Annotated in this window: 20 protein-coding genes and 1 pseudogene; 9 read left to right on the top strand and 12 right to left on the bottom strand. The window is 43.9% G+C overall.

Features of this window, described 5'->3' with window-relative positions; translation table 11 throughout:
- Window positions 1-783: 783 nt before the first annotated feature.
- The 3 genes from VIN08_RS19730 to VIN08_RS19720 all read right to left on the bottom strand — a co-directional run bounded on the left by VIN08_RS19730 (window position 784) and on the right by VIN08_RS19720 (window position 3,574).
- Entirely contained in the window at window positions 784-1,341 is a 558-nt protein-coding gene (locus VIN08_RS19730; protein ID WP_331968632.1) for a hypothetical protein, read from the bottom strand.
- 12 nt (window positions 1,342-1,353) lie between these two features.
- On the bottom strand, window positions 1,354-1,977 hold the full coding sequence (locus VIN08_RS19725) for a hypothetical protein (protein WP_331968630.1): 624 nt from the start codon (window positions 1,975-1,977) through the stop codon (window positions 1,354-1,356).
- Between the two features lie 751 nt (window positions 1,978-2,728).
- The gene (locus tag VIN08_RS19720) at window positions 2,729-3,574 is read right to left on the bottom strand and encodes a helix-turn-helix domain-containing protein (protein WP_331968627.1); all 846 of its coding nucleotides are present in this window, start codon (window positions 3,572-3,574) and stop codon (window positions 2,729-2,731) included.
- 108 nt (window positions 3,575-3,682) lie between these two features.
- Here VIN08_RS19720 and VIN08_RS19715 point away from each other — a divergent pair, with 108 nt between their 5' ends.
- The 7 genes from VIN08_RS19715 (at window position 3,683) to VIN08_RS19685 (ending at window position 8,848) form a co-directional block, all read left to right on the top strand.
- Window positions 3,683-3,805, top strand: a complete 123-nt coding sequence (locus VIN08_RS19715) for a hypothetical protein (RefSeq protein ID WP_331968624.1) — start codon at window positions 3,683-3,685, stop codon at window positions 3,803-3,805.
- 244 nt (window positions 3,806-4,049) lie between these two features.
- Window positions 4,050-5,063 (top strand): MBL fold metallo-hydrolase, encoded by a 1,014-nt coding sequence (locus VIN08_RS19710; RefSeq protein WP_331968622.1) that lies wholly within the window; start codon window positions 4,050-4,052, stop codon window positions 5,061-5,063.
- A gap of 28 nt (window positions 5,064-5,091) precedes the next feature.
- Window positions 5,092-5,901 carry a helix-turn-helix domain-containing protein gene (locus tag VIN08_RS19705; RefSeq protein WP_331968620.1) on the top strand — a complete coding sequence of 270 codons (810 nt, stop codon included), beginning with the start codon at window positions 5,092-5,094 and terminating at the stop codon, window positions 5,899-5,901.
- Between the two features lie 22 nt (window positions 5,902-5,923).
- Complete coding sequence (locus tag VIN08_RS19700; RefSeq protein WP_331968617.1) at window positions 5,924-7,054, top strand: adenylate/guanylate cyclase domain-containing protein; 1,131 nt, start codon at window positions 5,924-5,926, stop codon at window positions 7,052-7,054.
- Between the two features lie 246 nt (window positions 7,055-7,300).
- Window positions 7,301-8,122 carry an AraC family transcriptional regulator gene (locus VIN08_RS19695; RefSeq protein WP_331968614.1) on the top strand — a complete coding sequence of 274 codons (822 nt, stop codon included), beginning with the start codon at window positions 7,301-7,303 and terminating at the stop codon, window positions 8,120-8,122.
- A 182-nt stretch (window positions 8,123-8,304) separates the two neighbouring features.
- Window positions 8,305-8,466, top strand: a complete 162-nt coding sequence (locus VIN08_RS19690; RefSeq protein ID WP_331968611.1) for a hypothetical protein — start codon at window positions 8,305-8,307, stop codon at window positions 8,464-8,466.
- A gap of 187 nt (window positions 8,467-8,653) precedes the next feature.
- On the top strand, window positions 8,654-8,848 hold the full coding sequence (locus VIN08_RS19685; RefSeq protein ID WP_331968608.1) for a hypothetical protein: 195 nt from the start codon (window positions 8,654-8,656) through the stop codon (window positions 8,846-8,848).
- A gap of 427 nt (window positions 8,849-9,275) precedes the next feature.
- Here VIN08_RS19685 and VIN08_RS19680 read toward each other — a convergent pair whose 3' ends face one another.
- Both VIN08_RS19680 and VIN08_RS19675 read right to left on the bottom strand, forming a co-directional pair.
- Window positions 9,276-10,040 carry a glucose 1-dehydrogenase gene (locus tag VIN08_RS19680; protein ID WP_331968605.1) on the bottom strand — a complete coding sequence of 255 codons (765 nt, stop codon included), beginning with the start codon at window positions 10,038-10,040 and terminating at the stop codon, window positions 9,276-9,278.
- Window positions 10,041-10,098: 58 nt separating this feature from the next.
- Entirely contained in the window at window positions 10,099-11,130 is a 1,032-nt protein-coding gene (locus VIN08_RS19675; RefSeq protein ID WP_331968602.1) for an SDR family NAD(P)-dependent oxidoreductase, read from the bottom strand.
- A 987-nt stretch (window positions 11,131-12,117) separates the two neighbouring features.
- Here VIN08_RS19675 and VIN08_RS19670 point away from each other — a divergent pair.
- Window positions 12,118-13,137 carry a hypothetical protein gene (locus VIN08_RS19670; protein WP_331968599.1) on the top strand — a complete coding sequence of 340 codons (1,020 nt, stop codon included), beginning with the start codon at window positions 12,118-12,120 and terminating at the stop codon, window positions 13,135-13,137.
- A 342-nt stretch (window positions 13,138-13,479) separates the two neighbouring features.
- Here the strand turns inward: VIN08_RS19670 and VIN08_RS19665 are convergent, their stop codons facing one another.
- Window positions 13,480-14,205, bottom strand: a complete 726-nt coding sequence (locus VIN08_RS19665) for a hypothetical protein (protein WP_331968597.1) — start codon at window positions 14,203-14,205, stop codon at window positions 13,480-13,482.
- Window positions 14,206-14,441: 236 nt separating this feature from the next.
- Between VIN08_RS19665 and VIN08_RS19660 the strand changes: the two genes are divergently transcribed.
- Window positions 14,442-16,793, top strand: coding sequence for an ABC transporter permease (locus VIN08_RS19660; RefSeq protein ID WP_331968594.1), 2,352 nt, complete (start codon window positions 14,442-14,444; stop codon window positions 16,791-16,793).
- A gap of 46 nt (window positions 16,794-16,839) precedes the next feature.
- On the opposite strand, the pseudogene VIN08_RS19655 reads toward VIN08_RS19660, so the two are convergent.
- The 6 genes and pseudogenes from VIN08_RS19655 to VIN08_RS19630 all read right to left on the bottom strand — a co-directional run.
- Window positions 16,840-17,262, bottom strand: a pseudogene (locus VIN08_RS19655) (biotin synthase); the annotation flags it as partial.
- A gap of 157 nt (window positions 17,263-17,419) precedes the next feature.
- Entirely contained in the window at window positions 17,420-17,776 is a 357-nt protein-coding gene (locus VIN08_RS19650) for a hypothetical protein (protein WP_331968593.1), read from the bottom strand.
- Between the two features lie 920 nt (window positions 17,777-18,696).
- Window positions 18,697-19,623, bottom strand: coding sequence for an HTH domain-containing protein (locus tag VIN08_RS19645; protein ID WP_331968590.1), 927 nt, complete (start codon window positions 19,621-19,623; stop codon window positions 18,697-18,699).
- Window positions 19,624-19,707: 84 nt separating this feature from the next.
- Window positions 19,708-22,083 (bottom strand): hypothetical protein, encoded by a 2,376-nt coding sequence (locus VIN08_RS19640; RefSeq protein WP_331968587.1) that lies wholly within the window; start codon window positions 22,081-22,083, stop codon window positions 19,708-19,710.
- Between the two features lie 3 nt (window positions 22,084-22,086).
- Window positions 22,087-23,286 (bottom strand): hypothetical protein, encoded by a 1,200-nt coding sequence (locus tag VIN08_RS19635; protein ID WP_331968584.1) that lies wholly within the window; start codon window positions 23,284-23,286, stop codon window positions 22,087-22,089.
- Window positions 23,287-23,331: 45 nt separating this feature from the next.
- A partial coding sequence (locus tag VIN08_RS19630; protein WP_331968581.1) for an HsdR family type I site-specific deoxyribonuclease occupies window positions 23,332-25,686 on the bottom strand: 2,355 nt, incomplete at its 5' end.

Here is a 25,686-nt window from a genome sequence, read left to right as displayed (position 1 = left end):
ATCGCTCCTGATATTCCAACTCAACGTTAATATAATCTGTCAACTGGCTCTTCAGTGATGGAGCATTTAGATGGTAACTTATACCAGGTTTTACCTGCGCTTGAATGATCCGCTTCAATTCAAAAGACAGCTTCTCAATTTTTCGGAACGAAACTCGGATTTATCGAGGTGTGAAGTTATATAGTGAGCATGGTATGTAAGAACCCGCGTGGAATTATAGCTTAAGTAGTACATTGATAGCCGAAGCTCGTCATCAAGCTCCTTGCCGCTCACGGATTTATCTGCAAGCCTGAACAACTCCTTTTGTACCTCTTTGCAGTACAGCACTTTTCTATAGGTAATTCCTGAAACAGATCGCTTCCCATAGAAATCGGTATTGTCCTGCAGTTCTTCTACCGGTAGTTGATATGGACTAGCAAAGTGCATTCCCAGAGAAGTGAATGAACTTCTAACCTTTAAACGCCGGGGAAAGATATACTTATAAAATTCAAACATATATATCTGGGGTATCGATCGGCAGAGTATAGCAACTCAGATATACTATATATGTGGGGTCAGGGTTTGACGAAATTGAAGCGTGCACAAAATTTCATTTCAATACACTTTATTTCCTATCTTCACATCGGGCACCAAAGCCGGTCGCTTAAAAGTTTAATAATGAAATAAAAAGCCTCGAATCAGTATAGATTCAAGGCTTTTAGAGGTCTCGAGCGAAGTCAAAGGGTAACTTTAACTGGTCACGCCCTCCTGAAACAAAGTGGTCAATGGGGTCGAAATCTCCAATCATTCAAAGTTCAATTCAATATTTACCCGAAAGGAGCCTTCCTTTCCGCCGTGAAAATCTATTGATCTTATGCGCTTCTTCGAGGCCGAAGGCGTTAAGTCTGTCGGTGTCAAAATCAGTTCGTGGACGCCGACGCTATCATCTGCACTGGGTATGCCCGTTCGAATACCCATCGCAAATCGAATATCCTTTATTAAATTCTGAACTCGTGTTGAGCGTGGCATCCCCATAGATCCGATCAAACTACCGATGGCAGCCATCTTAACAATGATCCGAGAGACCGCAAGATTACCATCATCCTTTTCCATGAGTGAAACAATAAACACAACGTCATTGGGATCAGTTATGACAGCGGCATGCTTATTATCCAGCCCCCAAAATAGTTGGTGACGAAACGTACCTTCATTTTCCAACGGCCCATAGCGAACAACCTCAAGCTGCGGAACAATGTCGCTTAAATTCACGGCCGTAACCAAAACAAAGGGTTCGTCGGAACCAACCTCGGTACTATCGTTTAATTGGTCAATGCTCTTTACTGCAAGCGTTAGAATCGACATATCGTGATGCGTTTAGTTGTTGAAAACAAATTCTATATCAACCTGAAAAGAGCCCTCGCTTCCACCACGAATGATCAATGGTATGGTGTTTCGCTTCGCCGCCGGCGGTACCAAATTGGCGGCCGTTAGCGGCAGCTCGCGTAGACCAACGGGCTCATCGAAATCCACGCCTGTTATCGTCCCCATTATTCCACCAATATCGTTGATCAATTTACGAACGCGCACGGCACGCGTCATGCCGGAGGATGCAGCCAGGCTGGCAATGGCCGCTAGCTTGATAAATGATCGCAGGTTATGTGGATCGCCCCCATCATTTTCCATTACTGAAACAATAAAAACCACCTCATCAGGATGGGCTATCGGCGCTGCGTTGACATTATCCAATCCCCAAAACGGCTGACGGACTACTTGACCAGCGAATGTATCCTCTGGCAGCAATTGCTTGGGTAGCACCAAGGTACCATGGGTCTCACCTTCATCAACATCACTCCACGGTCCGTATAGTGTCACTTCAAGTTGGGGTATGACTCCACTGAGTTTAGCCGCTGTAACTAAAACGTACGGCTCGTCGGAACCGAGTCCTGAACTCTCCGTTATCGATTTAATACTTTTCACTGCAAGCGTTAATGTTGACATAGTTTTAATATTTAAAGGTTGATCTTTTTCTATTCGTTCGGTCTCTCCTGTCCTTCGATATCCATCTGGGGAAAGTAAAACAATTTGCCCAGGCGATGAGATTCGAACGGCATGAATTTGGACATCTGTCGGCATCACTATTTCCAGTGACGCCTGGATATCACAACCGTCTGCGAAGCGGATGCGTCAACGAGGAACAAGTACAAGTTCCTAGAAATTGCCTCATCGTTCATTGTAAAAAATCGTCAATCTTACGATGCCGTTTCCAGGAAGGATGGAGTCAAAAACCGCGTCGGTTTGATAATAGAAAGAGGGAACGCGTTCAAGGTATCCCGATACCCCTTCAAAGGCTTCTAGTGGAAGCAATCATGATATCGAAATCCATCTCCTTTGCATTGCGGCTTGGATTAGGATCGTTTTCCGACAGTTCAAGGTCAATTGCATCCACACCGATGAGATAGTCAGCGGTATTTCTTTTGTAAGGGGGGAATAAACGAAGAACTAAAATTGAGCGCCCTAACCGGTCTGAATCAGGATCGGTTGCACAATAAAAGTGCAATCCACGCCGACGCAACCGCGGCATGAAAGTGATGCCCGCTTAAAATATTTTTAAATTCAGGGTATTGGCCGAAGTATATCCTTCAAAAAGCCAACGATCACCAACGGTGCCAGTAACATGATGAAGTATCCAGTTATTTATAGGTTTTCTCTATTGCAACAGTTTTAACATTTGGTTCCAGGGTCGTTGTCGTCATTTTTTTGATGTAGCCCCCAGAAAGAAGGGAGAGAGCACTTCTTGACTAGCGTAATAGAATTTTGGAGTGCGGCTGGTGAAATGTTTAAACTCTTTAATAAGATGCGCCTGATCCGTAAAGCCACAGCCCTCAATGATCCTGAACACGTCCATCGAATGGGCCGGACCTTCCAGGAGTTGAAAGGCACTTTTGAAGCGAATAATCCTTGCAAAGTGCTTTGGCGTGAGCCCAATCTTTTCTACAAAATGGCGCTCGAGCGTTTTGATACTCATGCTGGCCTGGTCGGCAAGCCAATCAATGCCAACGTTGCCTTTTTTGTGACTTATATAGTCTGCCAGCTTATCGAGGTTTCGGACGTTGTGCTTGGGTGTTTCGAGTTTTGTCAAAAGAAAATGATCCAGAACATCAACGGCTTTCTCCCCGTCAACATATTGAAACATCTGTTCGCGACAATCGTGAAGCTCTTTTGGTGAAAAAAGGGATGTGGCATCAACCGAATAAGTTCCGGCAATGGCATTCATCGCCGCACCGCCGAACTGATATAGCGCTGTGGGTTTGAACAAGGCCACGACACTTCTGAAGGAACGACTGAAAATACTTTCGCCTTTTTCTACCATTTGTCCGACCACAGCAATATCCGGCGCCGGCAAAAAAATGTCCGATGAACTGACTTTATTGTGATAACATCCGGAGCGATCCGAAAAACAGAGGGTGGTGATGCCCATGGGCAGGGCCTCGTGCACAACGGCTAGGTCATTATTATCCACCACGTCGACAACAAGATAGGAATAGATATAATCGCGCAACGGTGGAGAGGGTAAAAGGGTCTGAAAGTGGAACATGAGGGCCGGCGTGATTGATACGGATTTAGTCTACTTTGTAAAACACAAACCGCCCTTGTGGGAAGGGAGTTCATCCAAGTTAACAGACGCCGTTCAATTAAGCAAAACATGGCCCACCCTGAATTCAGGCCCTGGTGGTATTTCGTTGGCGCGGGTACTATTGCCTTACAGACCGCGCTGGCCACTGTGAGCTTTCAATCAGTAAAGGCAGCAACAGAAATCCTGTCGTAGCGCTGCGCAATGATTGATTGATCGTTCACTCCTTATCACCACCTAACTAAAATCGGCAACGTAGTTAACTTCGTACTGTGCTTGACATTTTAAACAAAGGAAATTTGAAATTCTGACCAAAGTCGACCCCTGAACATAGCGATACCTTTGTCTATGCCAATTGCAAAGGCATTCAGGTATGAATCGAAGTCAATTTATCAAAAGAGGGCTGGTTGCATCGAGCCTTCTTCTAACCGGTACTGCTATGTTTGCAACCAAGAAAACACCCGTGGTCAAGAGCTTCACCCACAACCCACGGCTAAAGACGATTAACCCGGGCTGGCCGGGAACCCCGCTTGATCAAGACGGACTTTTCATAAATCATGAATACCCGTGGCTGCCCGATTACAGGGAGATAGCCAAGTACATGCTCGAGCGAAATCCTCAGCGTCAGACCAAAGGCAGGGACACCTGGAAGATTGCCGTTATCAAAGGCGAAGGCTGGTTGAATGATGCGCGCGATAAAATCGTGTGGTTGGGTCACGCCAGCTTTTTCATTCAATTGTCGGGCAAGCGTCTGCTGATCGATCCTGTATTCGGTGAACTTCCTGTTGGCAAGCGTTTCTCAGAACTCCCTATCGACCCCAAGGAATTGTTTGACATAGATTACATCCTCGTTTCCCATGCCCACTACGATCATTGTGATCAAGCCGCATTAAAGCTGTTGGCCAAATACAATCCCAATGTCCAAATCATCGCGGGTTTAAAGCTTGACAAACTCATCAGGGAGTGGACGGATAAGCCTATCCACACCGCTGGATGGTTCCAGGAGTACGACCTTCAGGATGATTTGCGAATTACGTTTCTGCCATCCCGGCACTGGGCGAACCGTGGACTGTTTGACGTCAACACGAGTCTTTGGGGTGGTTTTATGATCCAAGGGGGTGACAAAAGTATCTACTACGGTGGAGATTCTGGTTATGGATCTCACTTCAAGGAAATTGGTAATCTCTTTCCAAGCATTGATGTGGCCCTGATTGGCGCAGGTGCCTATGCGCCAACATGGTTTATGGCCCCCAATCATCAGAACCCTTTTGATGCTCTAAAAGCCTTCCATGACACGCGGGCAAAGACATTCGTTCCGTTTCACTATGGAACGTTTGACTCCGCAGACGAACCCCTGGGTGAGCCTGAACAAATACTACGGACATTGGAAGCTGGGGGAAAAATTCAAAATAAGCTCAGTATTCTTAAACTCGGAGAATCCCTTCCGATATAGTCGAAGGCTGGCAACATACAGAAAAATCATGGAATTCAAGACCTACTACATATCGCCTGAAATCAAGCTATCCAATAACAATAACAAGACGTTTCGAACAGAGGTCTTATTTGAACATCATGTTCTCGTTTGGCTGATGGCTGGTACCTCCAAAATCATTCAAGCAGGCGTTTCCTATTCATTTCAACCCGGTGATATTTTTTTGCTGCCGCGCAACCGCGTAACAACTGTACTCAACACCCCAGGAGACCTCTCCCATAAAGCGGTTGCCATGCTGCTTTCAGTTCATCAACTGCGGGATTACTATGATAATCAGCCTTTCGCCCGACTTATGACCAGGACAGCAAACAAAGTGTACCACTTTACCGGGCATCCGCTACTTGAAAGTGTCATGTCATCCTTGGATCCATATTTTGACTTGCGCGAAGAATTACCTGCTCAATTGGCAACCTTGAAGATCAAAGAGGCTATCAGCATCATTCGCATGCTCGAGCCGCAGGTTGACGGGATTCTGACAAACTTCGATACACCGGGGAAAACGGACTTAACCAAGTTCATGGAGACGCATTTCATGTTCAACCTGCCGCTTGAAAAATTCGGATATCTTACCGGCCGTAGTTTGTCGACTTTCAACCGGGATTTCCGCAAGACGTTCAACGCTACGCCACAAAAGTGGTTGACCCGGCGCCGCCTGGAGTTAGCCTACCATCAGATCGCGGTATACAAGCGGAAACCTGTTGATGTCTACCTGGAGGCTGGGTTCGAAGATCTCTCCCACTTTTCGTTTGCGTTCAAAAAATTGTTTGGCTATCCTCCGACATCATTTCCACGGGACTAACACAACTAATCATTTCACTGACATGAAAGGAGCTATCAAATACACCATGCTCGCCCATCGATATACGGCTCGGTATCCCCTGTTGACCTATGTTGGCACACAGGTAAATTTTTGGGTAATCACCAACCTGGTACTTGTCGCGGTTTTGCATTTGGAGGCAATCGTGATCAGTGGCGTATTCAATATCTCCGTAGCAGGAAGATTGGGGCCGATGGTAGCGGCAGCCGTTTTATTCGGGTTAATCCATGGATTGGCGCTGGGGATAACCGGATACAAACTCGATCATAAAATATTCAGGAACTTGCCGCTGGGGACGATCGTCATCTTAAAAACATTGATATCCCTGGTGGTGCTCCTGACGGTACTGGCGCTTTTAAAGTACGTTTTGTTTGCTTTCATCGTCACGCCCCCGAAGCAATTGCCTGGTGTATCTTTTGATGACCAGGCATATAGCTATACATTTCTCCTATTGATGATTTACTACTTCTTCATGACGCTTGTTATTAGTTTCATCAACCAAGTGAACAAGCGATATGGTCCGGGTATAGTTATTCCCCTACTACTTGGCCAGTACCGCACACCAAAAGAAGAACAAAGAATTTTTATGTTCATGGACTTAAAATCTTCTACGGCAACAGCCGAAAGGCTCGGTCATCTCAAGTATAGTTCCTTTATCAGGGACTGTTTCTCCGACATCAATGATGTCCTCTATCCTCACGCTGCGCAAGTGTATCAATATGTTGGGGACGAAATTGTAGTAACCTGGGCAGAGGAAGAAGGACTTAAAGAGGGTTATTGTGTCCGATTCTTTTTTGCCTGCAAAATGCAATTTGAAAAAAGAGCAGAATACTACCGGGATAACTATGGATCGCTACCCGAATTTAAAGCGAGTTTGCATAGCGGCCCCGTAACTGCCGTTGAGATCGGTGAGGTTAAACGAGAGATCGCTTACCACGGCGACACCCTTAACACGGCTGCCCGTATCCAAAGTGTCTGTAATGATTTTCAAAGGAGCTTCCTGGTTTCCGAGGAATTGTTCAATAAAGTTACCTCCAGGTTTCGTGCCACCGGCGAGCGCCTTGGGACGGTCTTATTGAAGGGAAAGGCGTCAAAGGTTGGGATCGTCAGCATTGACAGCATCGATGGGAAATGAATACATGATCACACCCTATTGTTTCCAAGATACTCCAAAAATCCAGTTTTTCAGGCCGAAATCAAGGTTTTATGATGACACTTTGATCAAAGTAAAATTGAAACTTTGAACAAAAAGATGACCGCTTAAATGCGGTAATTTTGCAAACCAATTGAAAAGTTTATCCGAAACGAAAGGATTTAGTAATTTCTGGCGGGACAACCCCAAAAACCAAGGAATTTAAAAATGTCACGAATATAGAAACCTATGGCAGTTGAGTTCAAAACGAAATACATCACCCAGGAGATCAAGCTTTCGATCTTCGAGGACGAACTGTTCAAAACCGAGGCACATTTTGAACACCATATGTTGATCTGGTTCATGTCCGGGGAGACTAAAATCATCCAGGCCGGAAACACCTATACGTTCAACACTGGAGACATTTTTCTCATCCCGCGCAACCAGGTTGTCACTGTAGTCAACTATCCAAAAGACGGATTACCACATAAAACTGTAGCGATGCACCTGACACTGGAGCGTCTCCGCGAGTTTTATTCAAAGCTGGATGTTGAGCCAGGTCCGCCCGTTTCCGACAAGATTTATCAATTCGAAAATCATCCGCTGTTGCAAAGCTGCCTAGCATCGCTGGTCCCCTACTTCGATATGCAGGATGGTTTCCCTGAGAAGATTGCCTCCATGAAGGTCAACGAGGCACTGACGATCCTGCGCACAACGGATGAAGACATCGACAGCATTCTGGCGAACTTTGAAACACCGGGAAAGATGGACTTAGCTAAGTTCATGCAGAGTCACTTCATGTTCAATCTGCCACTGGAAAAATTCGGCTATCTCACCGGTCGTAGCTTGTCTACCTTCAACCGGGATTTTCGAAAGACCTTCAATGAGACTCCGCAGAAGTGGTTGACCACAAAGCGGCTGGAACTGGCACATTATCAAATTTCACAGCACGCCAAAAAGCCGGCGGATGTTTACCTCGAGGTGGGTTTTGAGGATCTGTCGCATTTCTCATTCGCCTTCAAGAAACACTTCGGATATATTCCAACCATGCTCGTGAAAAAGCAAGCCTAACAGCCCAATAGCACATGGGAAGTTCATCTCTGAGTGAGCGCCAAGCTCCTCGGAGGTGCCTTTGTCTCAAAAATACTCAATCATAAATGAAAGCCATGCAGTCGTCAAACGAACCATATTATCCACTCTTGGACACGTTGGCACATACCGTGTCCCATCGGCTGCGAAACCATGTGTGTACCATGCTTGGTTTAATCAACCTGGCCAAACTGGAGGCCTATAGCAACTGTCCTGCGCTGGTCATTCAATTTCAGTATTGCCTCGAGGAGTTAGACAAGTGCCTTACAGAGGTGAGTCAAATGATACACCAGGAACAGCAAAGGGCAGTCCGAAAAATTGAATAATTTCATAGCTACAAGGGCACTTAGTCAACTTCTTAGATTTGATCACGATCCCGGTCTTTCGGGATTTTCTCTTTACTCTGGGTAATGTAAATTGCGCTTATCGGAACAGTAGTTTATTGGCGGCAAAAGTTCATGGCATAGTGTTAGTCCCGCCAAGTCGAGACATTCGCAAACGAATAATAATGTAATGGAAAACTTTCAGATCGGTGACGAAGTCTACGTCAGTTTCGGATCATGTGTATTCAAAATGACCGTTGTGCAAGTCGGCACGGCCATCATTACTCTCAAAAAAGATAATACTGAAATTAAAACCCCAAAAGAAAACGTTATTCCGTTAGACGCTGCAAAACGCCAGGTGACTCTAAAAGACTTCGTCGAATAGTACCGGTCCGTTTGTTACAGGGTTACCCCATGCTATATTTGAATTCAGATTAATCGCTATGGAAATCACTCCTCAGGAACTCTTGAGACGAGGCTATCATCTCTTACCAGGAATATTTAATGATAATGTACAAGGGGCTTATCAGAGTCCAGATCGCCGATTGATACTGTATCTAATCAGTGACGGTTTTTGGTACTTGCAAACCTTTTTTGACTATCCGTCTATGCGATGGGACCCTTTTTTAACATTTGAACAGCTGGATGAACTCCTCAGGTCATTGGGTTACAGATTCTGAAAATACTCAGTCGGGCACCTGTTTTTACCCAGCGTGCTCCAAATTCGCCTAGTCCAAACGACAAAAAGAGGGAAGATTCCTTCTTCCCTCTCTGCATCAATTTTTGATTCAGCGTGTCTGACGTGAGTTACTCTATTTATTCAGGACTTGTCCACCATCAATGATGAATTCCGACCCGGTAATAAAGCTGGCATTGCTGCTGGCCAGGTAGCAGATCAGATTGCCGACCTCATCGGGTTTACCCAAACGTCCGAGGGGAACACCGCTGACAATAAGCTCTTGCAATTTCGGATCGCCCATGGTTCCTTTTTCCATAAGCTCGGTAGCGATCGGTCCGGGACTTACGGCGTTTACCCTGATTTTACGAGGCGCCAATTCAACAGCAGCGATCTTCATCACGGCATTGACAGCGGCCTTGCTGGCGCAATAAATGGACGTGTAGGGCTTGTTGGTATGAGCTGTTGTGGAAGACACAAGAATAACGGAGGCGCCTTCGCTGAGCACGGGGATGAATTTGCTCAAGGTGAAATAGGTCCCGCGCAAGTTGACACCCATGATATCATCGAACACCTTCTCGGGAGCATGTTCAATGTCGGTTAATTGGGTGATACCTGCATTGACAACCAGGATATCCACGGTGCCTGACCGTTTTGATACCGCCACGACCAGCGCGTTGATCTCTTGGATGCTGGACTGGTCTGCCACAAGCGCTTCCACTCCCAATTGGGAGGCAGCTTTTTCAACTGCCTCCTTGCGCCTTCCGGTGATGATCACCCGGGCGCCATTTTCCTTCAATTCCTTTGCCGCTGCATAACCGATTCCGCTATTGCCACCGGTAACGATGGCTATTTTTCCGTTTAAGTTTTTCATATTGTTTCTTTTGCGAATTGCCATCATCGGCAACTTTGGGGTTATTCTATTTGGTTTAGATTTTCAAGGCGTTTCAAGAACATCGTTAGTCGGCATTGAAACGGATGCCAGTCATTTTCTCGGCAAGTTTCCAAAGCGTCTTCGCAGAAACTTCATCCACTGCATAGTCTCGCACACCGGTCGGGGTTTTAGGATCTTCCTGCTGCGGACTAATGTCTCCCTTGTTCAAGAAGGCTACGTTGACGTTCTCGCAATACACTCCGCCAATTTGATCGAGCGCAGGACTGGTAGCACACCATACGGTTGTAGCCGCACCTTGTGGTATAGTCTTTAATTTTGCTGCGACCTCAGGGTACATCTGCCCGTTTTGATCTACGAATCCCATTTTCTGGAACAGTTCAAGGGGAGCTTCGCGTCCCAGCTCGGTGCCACCGATAGAACCGGGGTGTAGTGAATAGGCTCGCACATCGTGCTCCTTCCCACGATTGTCAAGCTCCACGGCGAAAAGAATGGTAGCAGTCTTTGACTGTCCATACCCTTGCAAAGTTTCATAGGCTCGATTCTCAAAGTTCGGATCTGCAAAGTCGAATGGTGCAAACTGGTGTCCCTGGGAGGAAACATTGACCACCCTTGCGCCATTGGCTTGCTTGAGCGCGGGCCATAGTTTTGCTACCAGTTCAAATTGTGCCAGGAAATTTGTAACCAGCTGTGACTCGATGCCACGACTGTCTCTGCGCAATGGCACCCACATGATTCCGGCATTGTTAATTAGCACGTGAAGCGGTCGTCCTGATGCCAGGAACTTTTCAGCGAAAGCATCAATGGATTTAGCATCCATCATATCCATGGTTTCCAATTCCACATTGGCGATTCCCGCCAGGTTCTTCTTTGCTTTCTCCACATCGCGTGCAGGTACTACTACGGTCGCGCCGGCTGCAGCGAGGGTCTTGGTGGTTTCCAGGCCAATCCCGGCATTGCCCCCCGTGACAATGGCGATCTTGCCGGTCAAGTCAATGCCTTTTATGACATCGCTTGTTGTGGATGATGCGTTAAACCCGGAATTGAGTGGTTGTTGCAACTTCCCGTTATAGTTGCTGTTTTCTAGTGTTGTTTTCATAAAAATGTTTTTTTTGTGTTTGATAAGGCAAAGCTAGGCGCCACCAATCCGGGGGGCTTTGCTCAAAATACCAAGTTTACTTTGTTCAGAATTTCAGCATTGGATACCTTCCAGGTCAACTGCTGGTTGCCATAATCAGGCTACAAGCACATGGATTTTGGAGTCGCGAAGAAGTGGATCGAAATCTAAAATATCGATTGGCAAACATCAGTTGGGACCAAGCCAGCTCAAAACTTTACCTTGATATGCTTGATGCTCCATGCTGGTTTCTTGATTCTTTCGGACACGTAAAAAATACTGACGACGATCAGGCATCCAAATGCGGCACCGACTGCTACATAAGAAGATGTGATAAAAAAAGATGGGCGCCGCCCGCGGTAATAAAAGTGCAATAAAAATTCCTAGAGCCATTGTGTAGCTGAAGCATAGGGTGGATGCAAACCAGTTCTATCCATACTATTCTTTGATCTTGAATCAACAACTGCCGACATCAGGATTGTTCTAACAAATACTCTTGCAACTTTCTTTTTTCGCAATCCTTTTGTCGAAGGAATGATAGCTTTCACCGCCTTATCAAACGCAGTTTTTTTTCTATTGTCTTCTGTGAATCATAAAAAAATAAAGCGCTACTTATATAATACCTAACTATACACCTATCTGTGTCCCTTGGCCTTAGTATTACTTTAAATAAACACTTCAAGGTAGCGGGCACGCCATCGTCATTAATTGTTTATACCATTATAGTATAAACAAGAAAGTGCATTTCTTTATGAGATTTACCTCTGTTTGTATCGCTAATGTTTTTCAGGCTTTCAATTCAGCCTGAAACTTTCCACGGGCCTATCCGGGCTTTATAAGCAGATTCTAAATCCGTTCGCGCCATAAGTTTACTCCTATTCTTATAAAAGATTTTTTATCGTGTGCGCTCACGGTATTTTTCACTACAACTTTTAGCCGTTTCGCTGACTCATAGGGTATAACACTGCTATGAAATTCGCCCGGAAAAGCACCACATACATCTCTATCTTACTTGTTATGCTGATTTGCAATTATTGCAAGGAGGATGACTTTCTTGACGGGTACGATCGAGACGAATTGTTTTCCAGTCCCACACAAAGCGAACTGGATATTGTTCAATCAGACTGGAATTCGAGGGATTTGTCCGTGAAAAGTTATAACATAGAACAGGAAAGTAAAATAATGAATGCGGACGCGACGCTTAGAATTGTATCATTTATTGTTAATGGGAAAAAAGAATATGGTGCGTTGGTAATTCCCGCCGGAAACGACACACTGCCCGTTCGTATTTATGTCGGGGGATTTGACATCGACAATTATGTCAATTCCATTAACCTGGTTCTGGACAATATCGACGATGATCCCTTTATCTTTGCCTTTCCTGCGTTGAGAGGACAGTCATTGTCCATTACTATCAACCATATTGAGTATACTTCTCCTGTTTCGGACGGCGAACACTGTGATGCTTTCGATGGAGCTGCCGATGACATCATTGCTTTTCTGAATGTGATTGAAAATACTGAGATCAGGGCCGATGTGCATCGAACGATCGTAAGAGGAGGTAGCAGAGGGGCCACCGTGGCGTTATTAGTCGCTGAGCGAGATAAGAGAATAAAAAGAGCTTTAGGCATTGCCGGACCAGTGAACCTTCTGGAATTAACATCGTCAAATGAAAATGATGACACATATCAATGTCAGTTTCTCAATGCTCTTGTGGAGAATTATAAGTCGCCAGCGCTGATAAGATTAAAAATGATTGCCAGTTCACCGGTGTATTTCTCAGAACTACTTCCTAAAACACAACTTCACCTGGCTGCGAATGGTCTTATCGTACCTGTCTCTCAGGGAGAAGAGTTGAAAGCGGCAATGACAGAAATCGGGATGGCAGATTCCGTTGAGCTTTTTATCTATGAAGGTAGAACACACCAAAATATTGCCATCGACAACAAGCCACTCAGCGACAGAATAACCGAATTTCTAAAGCTGTGAAAATGAAGGTCCTTAAAATCTAAAGAGTCCACCGATGATTTTTATCAATACACCGTCGCCTCTTTTGTGAGAATCTGCCACGTCTGCCTTGCACTGCAGGAACTGGCCCATGGATTTCCACGATCAACATGAACGTCAAAATATCGTGTAAATAGTCCAAAATAATAGCTCCGAGAAACGAAAGATGCAGCATGGGATGCCGACTGTTGAATCATATGTAAAGCTTACCTGATCCACAATCAATGCGATGTGGCGTACAGCCCAATAATTGCGATCCATATCACAGCCGTGAATTTTGAGGTGTCCCTTTCAATCAAATCGAGTTCAACTATGATCGGCTGGTCAGCGCGGAAGCTCAATTTTTCCTGCATCTATATCTTCCTGAAAAATGAGCTGTCCATCCAGCAGAATTCCTCGTTCTGTTACCTGTTTGCCGTCGTGCTCGCCCAAGGTCACGCTACCACCTAACGATTCAATAGCTGTTGTGACATCCCGCAGGAAACTATTAAACCGCGGCACTATACGGTAAGCAAAGAAACGATTATTGGCTGCGGGATCGAGTATAACCATGTTACCTGTGCCTTCGTCCAGCATAAGGCCGATATCCTCATTCCAGATCGTACTGTTGGAATGCAATCCAAAAAAGATGCCGTCATGCCAGTCATCCTCATTCTCCACGTCCGACCAGTGTAAAAAGGATATGTTCTCGATATCCAATACCCGGAGCCGGATAAATGGCTGATGGTAGGGTGTTGCCACAAGCCGTCCTTCGCTGTCGGGCAAGAATATTTGAAATTCTTTCCGCGACGTATCCTCAAACTGATCGAAATCAATAAGGTTTATCCACCGATTGCCTTCAGAAAAAAACTGCTCTCTCCTTCTTTTCAAATAAGACTCTATTCTATCGAGATCCGGATAGACAAATAGTTTTTGCTGATGACCCGCTTTTAAGAAAGCAGCATCTACAGAAAGTATCTTGTCTTTAAAGTCAGCATTCGACACCTGAACGTTAAATTCATAATGAAACGCTGAATAATCATGTATATAGTCGGACCAGTATTTTTTCATAACTAGGGCATTTCAATTACCTAAAGAGTTACAGAATCATTCCTAAACCTATATCTTTTGCTTCGATGTTTCCAGAAAAAATCACTTTTGATGGCCAGCGTCGCTAAGGTCCACTAGCGAACGGGAACGACCGTGAGCGGACAAAGTCTTTGATCGAAGATCCGTAATCAGGCTAAATCAGCAATAATTATCTGGCCTGAATTTGGTAATCGGTGTCAAGCCTTTACCCTGATCCTATGCTTACCAATTATCTCAAAACCTTCGTGCGTTCACTCCTGCGCTCCAGGATCTATTCAATCATCAACATTTTCGGTCTCACGCTGGGCATCACAACGGCGTTATTCATTGGACTTTGGATTAACGACGAACTCACTTTCGATAGGTACTTCGACGGCAACGATCAGATCTATGAGGTGATGAACAACAAGGTTTATCCCGATGGGCACATCGAGACATGGTACTCAACGCAGGGTTTGATCGCAAGCGAACTCGTCGCAAATTATCCGGCGGTTGAAACGGCGGCACGGGTAGACTGGCCGGTGTCGTTGCTTCTTAGTAATGGTGATCGAGGCTTGATGCAAAATGTTTTGTGGGCCGACCCACAGATCATGCAAGTGTTTTCTTTCAAGGTGATCGAAGGAGACGCTTCGAACCCCGTTCCTAACAAAAACTCGATCGTTATTACACGCTCCGCTGCGCAACGTTATTTCCCTTCCGGAAGCGCGATCGGAAAAATATTCCGCCTCGACAACAAACACGACCTCCAGGTATCGGCTGTTGTTGAAGACAATCGTCCAAACTCCTTTGTTCATTTCGACGTCCTTGCCCCCTACCATCTTTTGCTCGATCGCAAGCCATGGGTCGAAAGCTGGGACAGTGAAGAAAGCCTGACTTTTGTAAAACTGAGATCAAATACCGACGTCGATGCATTAAATGGACGTATCAAAGGCATGGTTAAAGAACATTGCAACGATTGTATCAGCGAGATATTCTTATATCCATTCGGCGACCTGCACCTGTACGGAAATTTCAATAGTGGCAAGGCGGATGGTGGACGTATCGCTTATGTGAAAATAATCTTCTTCATAGGCTTCTTTATCTTATTGATTGCATGCATCAACTTCATGAACCTTGCGACCGCGCGATCGTCACTGCGTGGACGGGAGATTGGAGTGCGCAAGGTCGTTGGCGCATCTCGCCAATCCCTTTCATTTCAATTTATTTGCGAAGCCACTCTTATGGCTTTGATCTCGACAATCGTTGCCGTTGCAGCCACACAAACGTTACTTCCATTCTTTAACTCAATAACATCGAAGAACATTACGATCGACTATTCTCCAACTTTCATCGGTGCGGTAATTGCATTTGGTTGTCTTGTTGGCGTTATGGCGGGAAGCTACCCTGCCTTGTATTTGTCGGCGATTAAGGCCGCTGCTGTATTGAAGGGCCAGAATCATTTTGGCGGAGCACGACTTCGTCAATCGCTCGTTGTATTTCAATTTATGCTGGCCGTGATCCTCATGGTCTGCAGCGTGGTTGTTTACCAGCAACTTGATTTCATCAAGAAAAAGAATCTTGGCTTCGATCGTGAGAACGTGATTGGCTTTAGTTTGCGCGAAGGTGTATCGAATAACAAGAATGCATTCAAGAATGAAGTGCTGAATGAGCCTTCAGTGAAACGTATGACCTTCTCTGGCAATGGAACCAACCCCTTTAGCATTTCAGCCCACAACTCCGCAATATTCTGGCCGGGTAAACCTGTTGGCGATGTTACAAATTTCAGGATCGTTTTCACCGACAAGGACTTCGTTTCAACAATGAAGATGACGATCATCGCAGGTCGCGACTTTGTTGATGATGAGGCGGATTCAATGAGCTACCTCATAAACGAGAAGGCCGTAGAGATAATGGGTCTGAAAGATGCGATCGGTACGCCCGTCGTTGTTGAAGCCGGAGATCCAGGCCACATTGTTGGTGTGATCAAGGACTGGAATAATCAGAATCTCCAAAACGAGATCGAGCCAGTGATCGTCTTATGTCTCCCGCGGGCATCGGGGACAGCCTTTGCGAGAATTGAAAATGGGAATGTGGATAAGGCGATCGAAGCCATCGCAGCGGCGCAGAAAAAGTTTGATCCTTCGTATCCGTTCGATTACTATTTTCTCAACGAGCGGTTCGAAAGCGAATACCGCAGCGAGAATTCCCTTCAAAATCTTTCGCTCGTGTTTACATTCATTGCCATCGTGATCTCATGCCTGGGATTGTTCGGCCTCGCCTCATTCACAGCGGAAAGGAGGACAAAAGAATTAGGTATCAGGAAGGTGTTGGGCGCGAATGTCCGCCAACTGATCAGCATGCTGTGTTATGATTTTATGAGGCTTGTTTTGATATCACTCATCATCGGTGTGCCATTCGCCTGGTTTATCATGGATGACTTTCTGAGCGGCTATACCTACCGCACCGAAATCACCTGGTTCGTGTTCGCTTTGACAGCGTTCATGCTCCTTGCAATTGCGATGATCACTGTAGTGTGGCAGGCGTTAAGAGCTGCGACCACCAACCCCGTGGAGTCCTTACGGGCAGATTGATCATTATTATTCGGTATCCATTGTTCATTTCATTTGCAAATTTTGATCAATGCAATGGAAAATGGTTAATGGGCAATGGATAATCTTTAAAAGCCTTTCTTGGTTTGAGATTCAATACCTGGAACATCTCCTGGTCTGCCACGTAACCAGGGTTGGGTGTCGCGAGTAATTTATCGCCGGCGAAAATGCTGTTAGCTCCTGCCATGAAACATAACGCCTGTTCCTCGAGTGTCATTCTTACGCGGCCGGCCGACAAGCGGACCATCGCCTTCGGTATGATGATCCTCGCCGTAGCGATCATCCGGATCATTTCCCAAACCGATACGCGGGGCTGATCTTCGAGCGGCGTGCCTTCGACAGGAACAAGTGCATTGACGGGAACGGATTCCGGGTGTTCAGACAGCGTGGCGAGTGTATGCAAAATGCCGATGCGATCGAGCTGTTTCTCCCCCATCCCGATGATTCCACCCGGATCGTGCCTCCCTTTGACTTCATTTTCCATTCATCAATCTTTCGTGAAAGAACTCTATTTACCGTCTTCCAATCTAGTTTATTATCGCCCAGGAGTTCGAAGAATGTTGGGAAGTACTCACGAAGTCGTCCCTCTACGTCGAGATCAGGTTCGTTCATTTTTGCAGCCTTGTAGAGTCCTTGTTCGCCTCGATGACTTTTAACTCAGTTTGAATTAAATCAATCTTATTTTCAAGGGCATTTAGGTGATAACGCACCCTTTCGTCGTTTTCGTTGGAATTCCATACGCTAAACAAAGCCGCTGAAAAAGATAGTACTCCGGCCGACAACGCATCGGCTTTTTGCGCATAGGCCATGGCTTTGTCCACGCCACCGCCGAGTTCCAAATGTGTATTCCCCAAAGTCAAAAGACTTAACACGGCCGTAGTGTCCATTTTGTTGACCTGGGCAAACAGCACGGGCCAGCTTATGACAAGGAGCGCCGACATAGACGGTAATCTCTTTTTGCTCATGGACAGCCAGTTAAGCCATACTGGATTGAGGTGACGGCTAAAAATATACGATTTTTCTACGGAATATATTGTCGATTTCCTCTTTTCACATGTCCTTTTCGTTTTTCAAGCCAAAAGACAAACTCCATTGGAGAAAACCTAACTTCAATCCTAAGAGACTTACTAGAAGCTTCCTAAAGGTCAAAAACTATCCAAAATTGGCGAGTTTAACGGGCTTTTTTAGGGTCTCAATCAGACTCCGACTGACGCGGCCTTGAACCGGTTGACTTTAAAGACATGAAAGCTCGCTATAGGGCCGAACTCGACCGGCTTGAATCACAATTGCATTCTGCATTAGTCCCTCCCATTGAGGACTTTACTGGATCGTGGCATTGGCAATCTTTTAAAACTAAGCTATGTGTACGAACAGGGTGATAGCGAGCAAAAAAGCCTGTGATTGGTTCGATGTTTCCAGAAAACCTCACTTGTGATGGCCAACGAGTTCGAACCGCTCGAGTAAACGAGGCGACTCATTATAGATGCCTTCTAAACAATGAGTTAGAACAAAAAAAGAACGGACCCCTTCCACTTAAAATGACGTTGTCCGGTCGGGAGGTCCTAACCGGACAATTCTCGAACCACTTTCTTCGAGATTTAAGGAATTTGGCCGTTTTATGAACAAAAAAAAGATTAAGTGTGGAGAATCCGAAAGTGGTTGTGACCAATCTTTCCGTTTTGGCCTTGACCATCAATTTACAGATCACGTAGCACTCAATTCCACACCCCCATTTGACCAGAAACTAGTCTAGCAATCAAGCGATTCCAAACCCAGGCGAAGCTCAAATCCCTCAGATAGCTTTAGCTGGCCATACGCTCCTGAACAAAGTGGTCAATTGGGTCAGAATCTCCCTGCTTGCAACACACTTAACGGCTTAAGGTCATCACCTGTATTTTTTATTCTTAAAGAATTTGATTAACGACTCTCGGCTCTCAACTCTATCATACCATTCCTTTCTGATCTCCTTGGAATCAACATCTTTTCTAATGCGGACCAAGAAATCCTTGAAATCCGGATTGATCGCCAACTTATTAATCGTGTCCACCTCAACCCCGTCTTTTGCATCAGCATCAATTACGATTTCGCTATCATCCGGATCATTTACATCCAACAGTATTACACCAATACCAAACGAGTTGCAAAGGCGAACCAGCTCTTCAGTGAATTCTTTTTCTTCTGAAATGTCCGATGTTACTAAATAGCTTTCATGTGCCCACGATGAATTGGAAACTGCTTGAAAGAAGGACTCGCGAAGATTTCCAAAGCTGAGTTTCTTTTTAATTTCAAAGGAATAGAACCGAACGGGTGATTTATTGATGCTTCTTATTAAATCATACACTTCGGATTTAAGCTCATCAATTGAAAAATAGCAAGCCACCATATCCGGATGGATCCACTCGCCATAGTATTTCTTCGAGGTCTTTGTGTGATCAAGGGTCTTGGAGTGCGCCTTCATGTGATAGTAAACAAAGTAGGCAAGAAGCTGGTGGAGATCCTTTTCAGAGTATCTAAGTGTGTCTTCGACTTCGCCTTTCGCTTCAAGATCTTCTTCAACGAGTAGTTCCTTATTATACTTCAGGGATTTCAGGTAGAACTTCTTAGGCCTGCTTCCGATAGTGGCGAATAATGAGTTCTTGTTATCACGGGCATTTACATGGAGTTGCGCACCAAGTGTAGCCGATGGTGTTTTGCCTTGGCTGCCGAGTTTAACATTAAACTCGGCCTTTGTAGCGTAGTCCCATATCTCTGAAACCGACAAAGGCTTCTTTACCTCTTTTAATACACGCTCTGCTAACTCAAGAAAAGTCATAGATCAATTTTTTAGTCAATACAGATAAGAGTAAACCACACCATAAACTCTACATAACGCAACTTTGCAAGAATACCTCTCCGGTTATTTTTTTGACGCCTTGTCTCGTCTTACTGGTTTCAATGGAGTCGGTTCCTTTCCTTTAAATACATTTTGTCGAATAAAATTCGAAAAACAAGTAAACATTTCACCCTTACACTTTTCATCCAATAGATTTAAAACCTTCAAGAGATCTCCTTTCTTGAGAGACAATTTCTTAATCGCAATAGCATAAAGAAACTCAAGGAGAGCCTCACCCTGTTCCTCCTCATAGTACTTAATAATCGTTTCAAGTACACCGTACATTTCACTTGAGAGATCCGGGTTGATAGAATAGATTAATTCTTCTGCTTTTGAAGCGCGCAAAATAGATGCTTGGATAATTCCATCATTAAACCGATTAAAATTACCAGGCTCAATAATATTCCTGACATACACGGTTTGTTTTAGATTTCTGTCTGACCTATCTGTGTTTCTAAGCCCGTTGATGATATTAGAAATGGTAAAGTAAATGTCAGATTGCGTAACATCTTCAACGTAATCATCAAAGTCGAAGAAGGCGAAGTTCTTTCTTATTTCTAGTTGATGATATTTGTCGTCAAGGACGCGAGGATAGAACAGTTCCTGAGATAACCCTCTGTTCTTATCACCTGCTCCTAATTCGAGAACCGCTTTTCGCTGCTTCAAAAACCTTTGAGTTTCTCTTGATGCTGAAGGCATGTGATCCGCTAAAAAATCGATGAACTCCTTTATGAACTCAATCTCTTTTAGCCATGACGAGTTTTTAGAATTATTCTCACAAAATATCGATTCAACTTCAATAAAGGAACTCGACTCTGCACCGTATGTTCCCTGCTTGAGATTCTTTTTCAAGCTATCTAGATATTCCTTGTTCTTTGTTCTTGTAATACCTATGAAATAAACTACTCTAAAGTTGCCGTAGTTTCTTAACGCCCTGCTTATGTATAACAAGTTCTTGCCGTTGGAAATACAAGACCCGACTACCAATATAGCCCCCTCAGACTCCTTCGGGATCTTGCCCAAATTGTCCTGTGAAAGCTTAGTCGGTTTCTTCCTTGTTAGATAGTTGTTTCCAATTTTATCAATGATATAGTCAGCCAGTTCCTCAGATGAATTATCTTCCAGGTGAACAATGTATTTGGTAGTGCTTGGGACATATTGATTGACGTATGCATTCAGCTTATTTCGATAATCTGAATATCTTGATTTCCTTACTCCATCAAGCAATTCGTAGTAATCTATATACACTTCATACTTGTTTGTATTTTTCTCTTTATAGTGAGCCTTTAGAACTGTGTTTTTCCGTTTCTTCGATTTAAATTGCTCGACAAACTTCGATAGATACTTCTCTGGATCTTTGACCCCCAACAAGATTCGATTTATTTTTGGCTGCTCCAGTAAAAATGAATCCCCCTTTACTTCGACAGGAAATGATCCTTTCTGACAGAATTCACAATTCTCCGACTTAAAAGTTTGATAAAACTGAATTCCATTCAGGTTATTTTTTGATTGGGTTAAATTGCAAATTACTTTATCCTTTATGTTTGAATAATTCCTAACCTCTCCCAAGTAGTAAAGCACTATTATATTTGAACGGTCTATTTCCTTGTGATTATCTAATATGTATGAAACAATATTGGCGGATGTTGACGCGGAGATCAACAACAAGGCATTGTTCTTATAACTAATCTCGTTCTTGTACAATCCCTCATACGAACTAAAGCTTTCAATTGGAATTTGTCTTCGAGTCTTTTCGTCTTGGAACCTATTGACGAGATCGGCCAACGCAAACGCAATACTATTGATAGAAGATGTGTCGCAATAAATTTGTGAATGCTGATTGTACTCGAAATGTCTTAATAAAGCATAGGCAATAAAATATATCTCTGAGCTTACCAGCAGAACGTTACCTGTTCTTAAAAACTTGTCGCAATGCTTACCGGATGGAAAGACGTAGTGATGAGAACTCCCGGATGAAGAAACTAAACCACCGCGTTTGATGAAAATATTTTGCAAACCTTCGTTGAGGTAATTCTTCTGGAAGCCATTCGGTATCTTCTTGGGCTTTGAGTGTACTAACTCAATATTACCCTTTTGATTAAAAACTAGCAGATACAAATTATCTAATAAGTGCGTTTCTTGGCGCTTGGGAATTCCCTTAAACGTTTTGTCTAGATTCTCTACGAATATCTTTTTGAGCTCTAACTCTAACGAATTTCTCGCAATCACAAACACCTTATCGGTCTGTGAATTTTGCTCGTAGAACGTCTTAATCGCTACTGAAAGAGTAATCGGATTTATTTCATCGCGATCACAGAATATAACTGTGGCTGACACAACCTTCTCCACACCTTGCTCCTTCTCGATGTAGGTAAATTTGTAGATGTAGTGGTTGTTCATATCCTATACTTCATGAGTTGATAGGGGATATAAAATTGTAATCACAGAACCGGACGCTGATGGAAAATACGTGTACTTTGAATTACTCTCATTCTTCCAATCAAACAACTCCATCTTAGCGACATCTCCCTTTTCCAGTTCTAAATAATTATTGGCTATTAGATCCCTGTATAGGCAAACAGTCGCAGTTTTAATTCTGAGGAATCCTTTTTTATTGAGAGTTTTCAATACGCGATCCAATCCAATACCCTTATCCTCCTTCTCAAGTCCTTGTGCTAAGGTGTTATGCTTAATCATGCAGGTCTTTACAATGTCAACATCGCTCAACTTCGTTGAGGGGTGCAATGATTTATACTTGTCGATAAAACCGACACCACTATCAAAAACTGAAAGCTCCAAAAAATACAACTCACCCAGAGTATTCTCTTTGAGCGATTTGCTATTTAAATAATTGACGACACCAGGATGATCTTTAAAATCATTTACAAGGGTTCTTCTGCGGTTTTTATAGAATTTGAAAATCACACCCCTGATGTTAGGGTCAAGAGAGACATTATCTTTATCTGTCCGAGCCCATTCAAAGGTATTTTTCATCAATTCGAAGGTGATTTTTTTTAAGTCGTCAAGCACGGTATTATGTTCAGACTTCAGACTCAGAATGTAGTTAAGCATCTCATTAACGGCAGGTTTTAAGCTCTCCCTAATTTCCTCTTCGTTTTTGAAGTCATTGCTTGATTCAAAAATGGGAAGACTTGCTCCAGCAATATGATCTGAAATGATTAAGGGTAATTTATAACCTTTAAAGGCCTTTACGCTTTTCATTTTGCTCGTAATCTCCCTATTCTTATCCCGTAGAGCAGAGCGCAAATTCACCATTCCGCTTTTGTCGTACACCTCATTCCTATTCCACACTAAGGCCGTAAGTGGATAGATAATTTCATTTTCGTATAACTCATCAATTTCATTTGCATTAGGATTGGCAGAGACTGACAAAAGTAATTTTCCTGATTTCTCGTATCGAACCCAGGTGCTGACTAACTGGATGAGTGCCGGCACCAAGCCAAAGTATTGTTTCTTTAGTACTTTGGGTAAGCTAACATGTACCGTTGCGCCCTGCTTAATGTACCTAAACAGGTCAATGTAATATAAATCAACGTCTTCGAGAGTTGAAGCTGGCTTGATTGATATCACGCTTTGTATCATGAGTTATGAATTAACTTTTATGGTCTTACCCGTTAATTGTCCTTGCTAAGCGACTGCCTTCCCTAAACCGTTCACTGCTTGAGTGAAAAAATGTTCGTAAATTTTATTGCTCTTTGAAGCGAACAATGTTCTATTGTAAGCTGGATCCGGCAAGTACGTATCAAGAATTTGTTCAATTACGTTCTTAACCTGATTTCGGGTTTGCGTGTCCTTGTGCCAGTCATGGACTAACACGGTGGGCTTTTCTTCCTTTAACCGTTTCAGAAGATTTTTGGCAGCTAGTTTGACCTTCTGTTCCTCATCTTTAGTTAGGCTTTCCTTTTTGAGTAGATCAAAGAGTTCGAGTTCCTCTTCAGTAAGGCCTTCTTTCGTTGCACGAAGCTCCTCGTCCCGCAATGCGTCAACGAAATTCACCAATGCGTCAAAATAGTCTTCCGTAAGGGCACCCCCTGAATTATATCGATCAATTATCTCTTGAAGTTTTTGGGCGAAGCCGACTCGTGTCACATTGCGTTCCATCATCTGTTGCAACTTAGCGGCAATGAAAGCTCTTAAATCTGCTATCTCTATGTTTTTGTAAGGAGCCGCATGGTACTGCTCCTTGAGTTTCTCAACGTCAAGTTTACTTAAATCAATTTGTTTCCACGCTTTGATAAAGTATTCTTTTTTCTCAGCTGCGTTCGCAATGTCTGACTCGGCAATTCTCGAATTCTTGGCCTCTTCTTGCGCCACAATACTCTCGTCAAGCAATTGGCTTATCCTTCGCTTCGCATTGTCAAGGTTGCCGCGATCCACCCGACCATCCATCACATCACGCAAATAGTGGATGACGGCCACTAAAGGAAACTCATTTCGCTTTCCTAATATCTCAGGCTTACAAGCCTCATATAGCGCATCTATCGTATTATCGTAAACTATGAACTGCTTCTTGCAATCATCACTTGACACCAACTTATCTACGAATTCATCGAACAAATTCAGTTTATTAAACACCTGATTCGATTCAACAATTCGTTGCAGTTCAATACCTAATGTTTTACAATACATATCGCACTCCTTTATGGAGTCATTCAGCAATACATACAGTTGATCCTTTTCCTGAACAGGTGAGTCTTCACTTGGCTTTTCTCCATCCTTTATTAAGCCGCCACCATACGATGCGAATGCTTTTTTCAGATTCCGGAATACATTGTAGTAATCAACGATTAGCCCATTCTTCTTTTCCTTTCCGTTAATCAGAAAATCGGTTACGCGGTTTGCCCTGGCAATAGTTTGCATCAACGTGTGATCCTTCATCGGTTTGTCCAGGTAAAGAGTTGAAACCGTTGGGGCATCAAATCCGGTTAGCCACATGCTACATACAAATACCAACTGTAGCGGATCTTTAGGGGCCTTAAATTTATCTTCAAGATCAAGCCCGTTTTCGTCAACAGTTTGAAGTCTCTTTCTGTGTGATTTAATATCTAATCCTTGCTTGCCAAATTTTTCGTCCTCACCAGCCTCTTCACTGATGACCACAGCCATATCTGTCTTACGCATCCACTCCAAAGTCCTCTTTAGTTCGTCTCTCTCTGAAGCATCTTTGGATTCATTAATTTGCTTTTGAAGATTTCTTTTCTCCTCTTCCCATAAACGCTTCACCTTATCGTACATTCGTACTGCTGTGAACTTATCGATGGTAATGACCATACCTTTGCCCAAGTAGCCTCTTCTGGGAAAATGGTAAACAATGTCTTTTGCAATCGTCTCAAGTCGGTCATCGGCTTTCAACACGCTCATCTCTTGAGCAAATTCTCTCTCTAGCTTTAACTGCTGTTCATCGGTCAGATTTTCATCGCTAACTATCTCCGCCAGATCCTGATCTATTTCATCATTTTGGAGAAGAACTTCCGGCACACGTTTATGATAAAACAATGGCTTCGTAGATCCATCTTCAACACTTTGTTTGAAATTATATTCAGAAACTGTCCCGCCAAACCAGTCGTTTGTTAATTCCCTGCTTCCCAACAAAGGTGTGCCCGTGAAGGCAATGTACTGTGCGTTGGGCAAACCCGTCCGCATGTTCTCCGCAAGTTCTTTGTATTGAGTGCGGTGTGCTTCATCCACGATAACGATGATGTCATTACGTTTTGATAGAATGGGATACGCTTTACCTTTTTGATAACGGAACTTCTGAATTAAGGTGAATATGTATCGAGTATTAGTGCCCAACATTTCTCGTAACTCTTCACTGTTCGATGGGCGACATTTCGCATCCTTTTTAAAAGCGCCTGCTCCAAGAAAATTTTTGTATATCTGCCCATCAAGGTCATCACGATCCGTTACAATTAAGAATGTAAAATTCCCAGTGAATTTTCTAAAAATCTTCTGTGTGAAGAAGATCATGGAGTAGCTCTTACC

The sequence above is a fragment of the Ohtaekwangia sp. genome, assembly GCF_036568665.1.
Taxonomy (GTDB): Bacteria; Bacteroidota; Bacteroidia; order Cytophagales; family Cyclobacteriaceae; genus Ohtaekwangia.
Note: the sequence above shows the minus strand (reverse complement) of the source record. Positions and strands in the feature narration are given on the sequence as shown.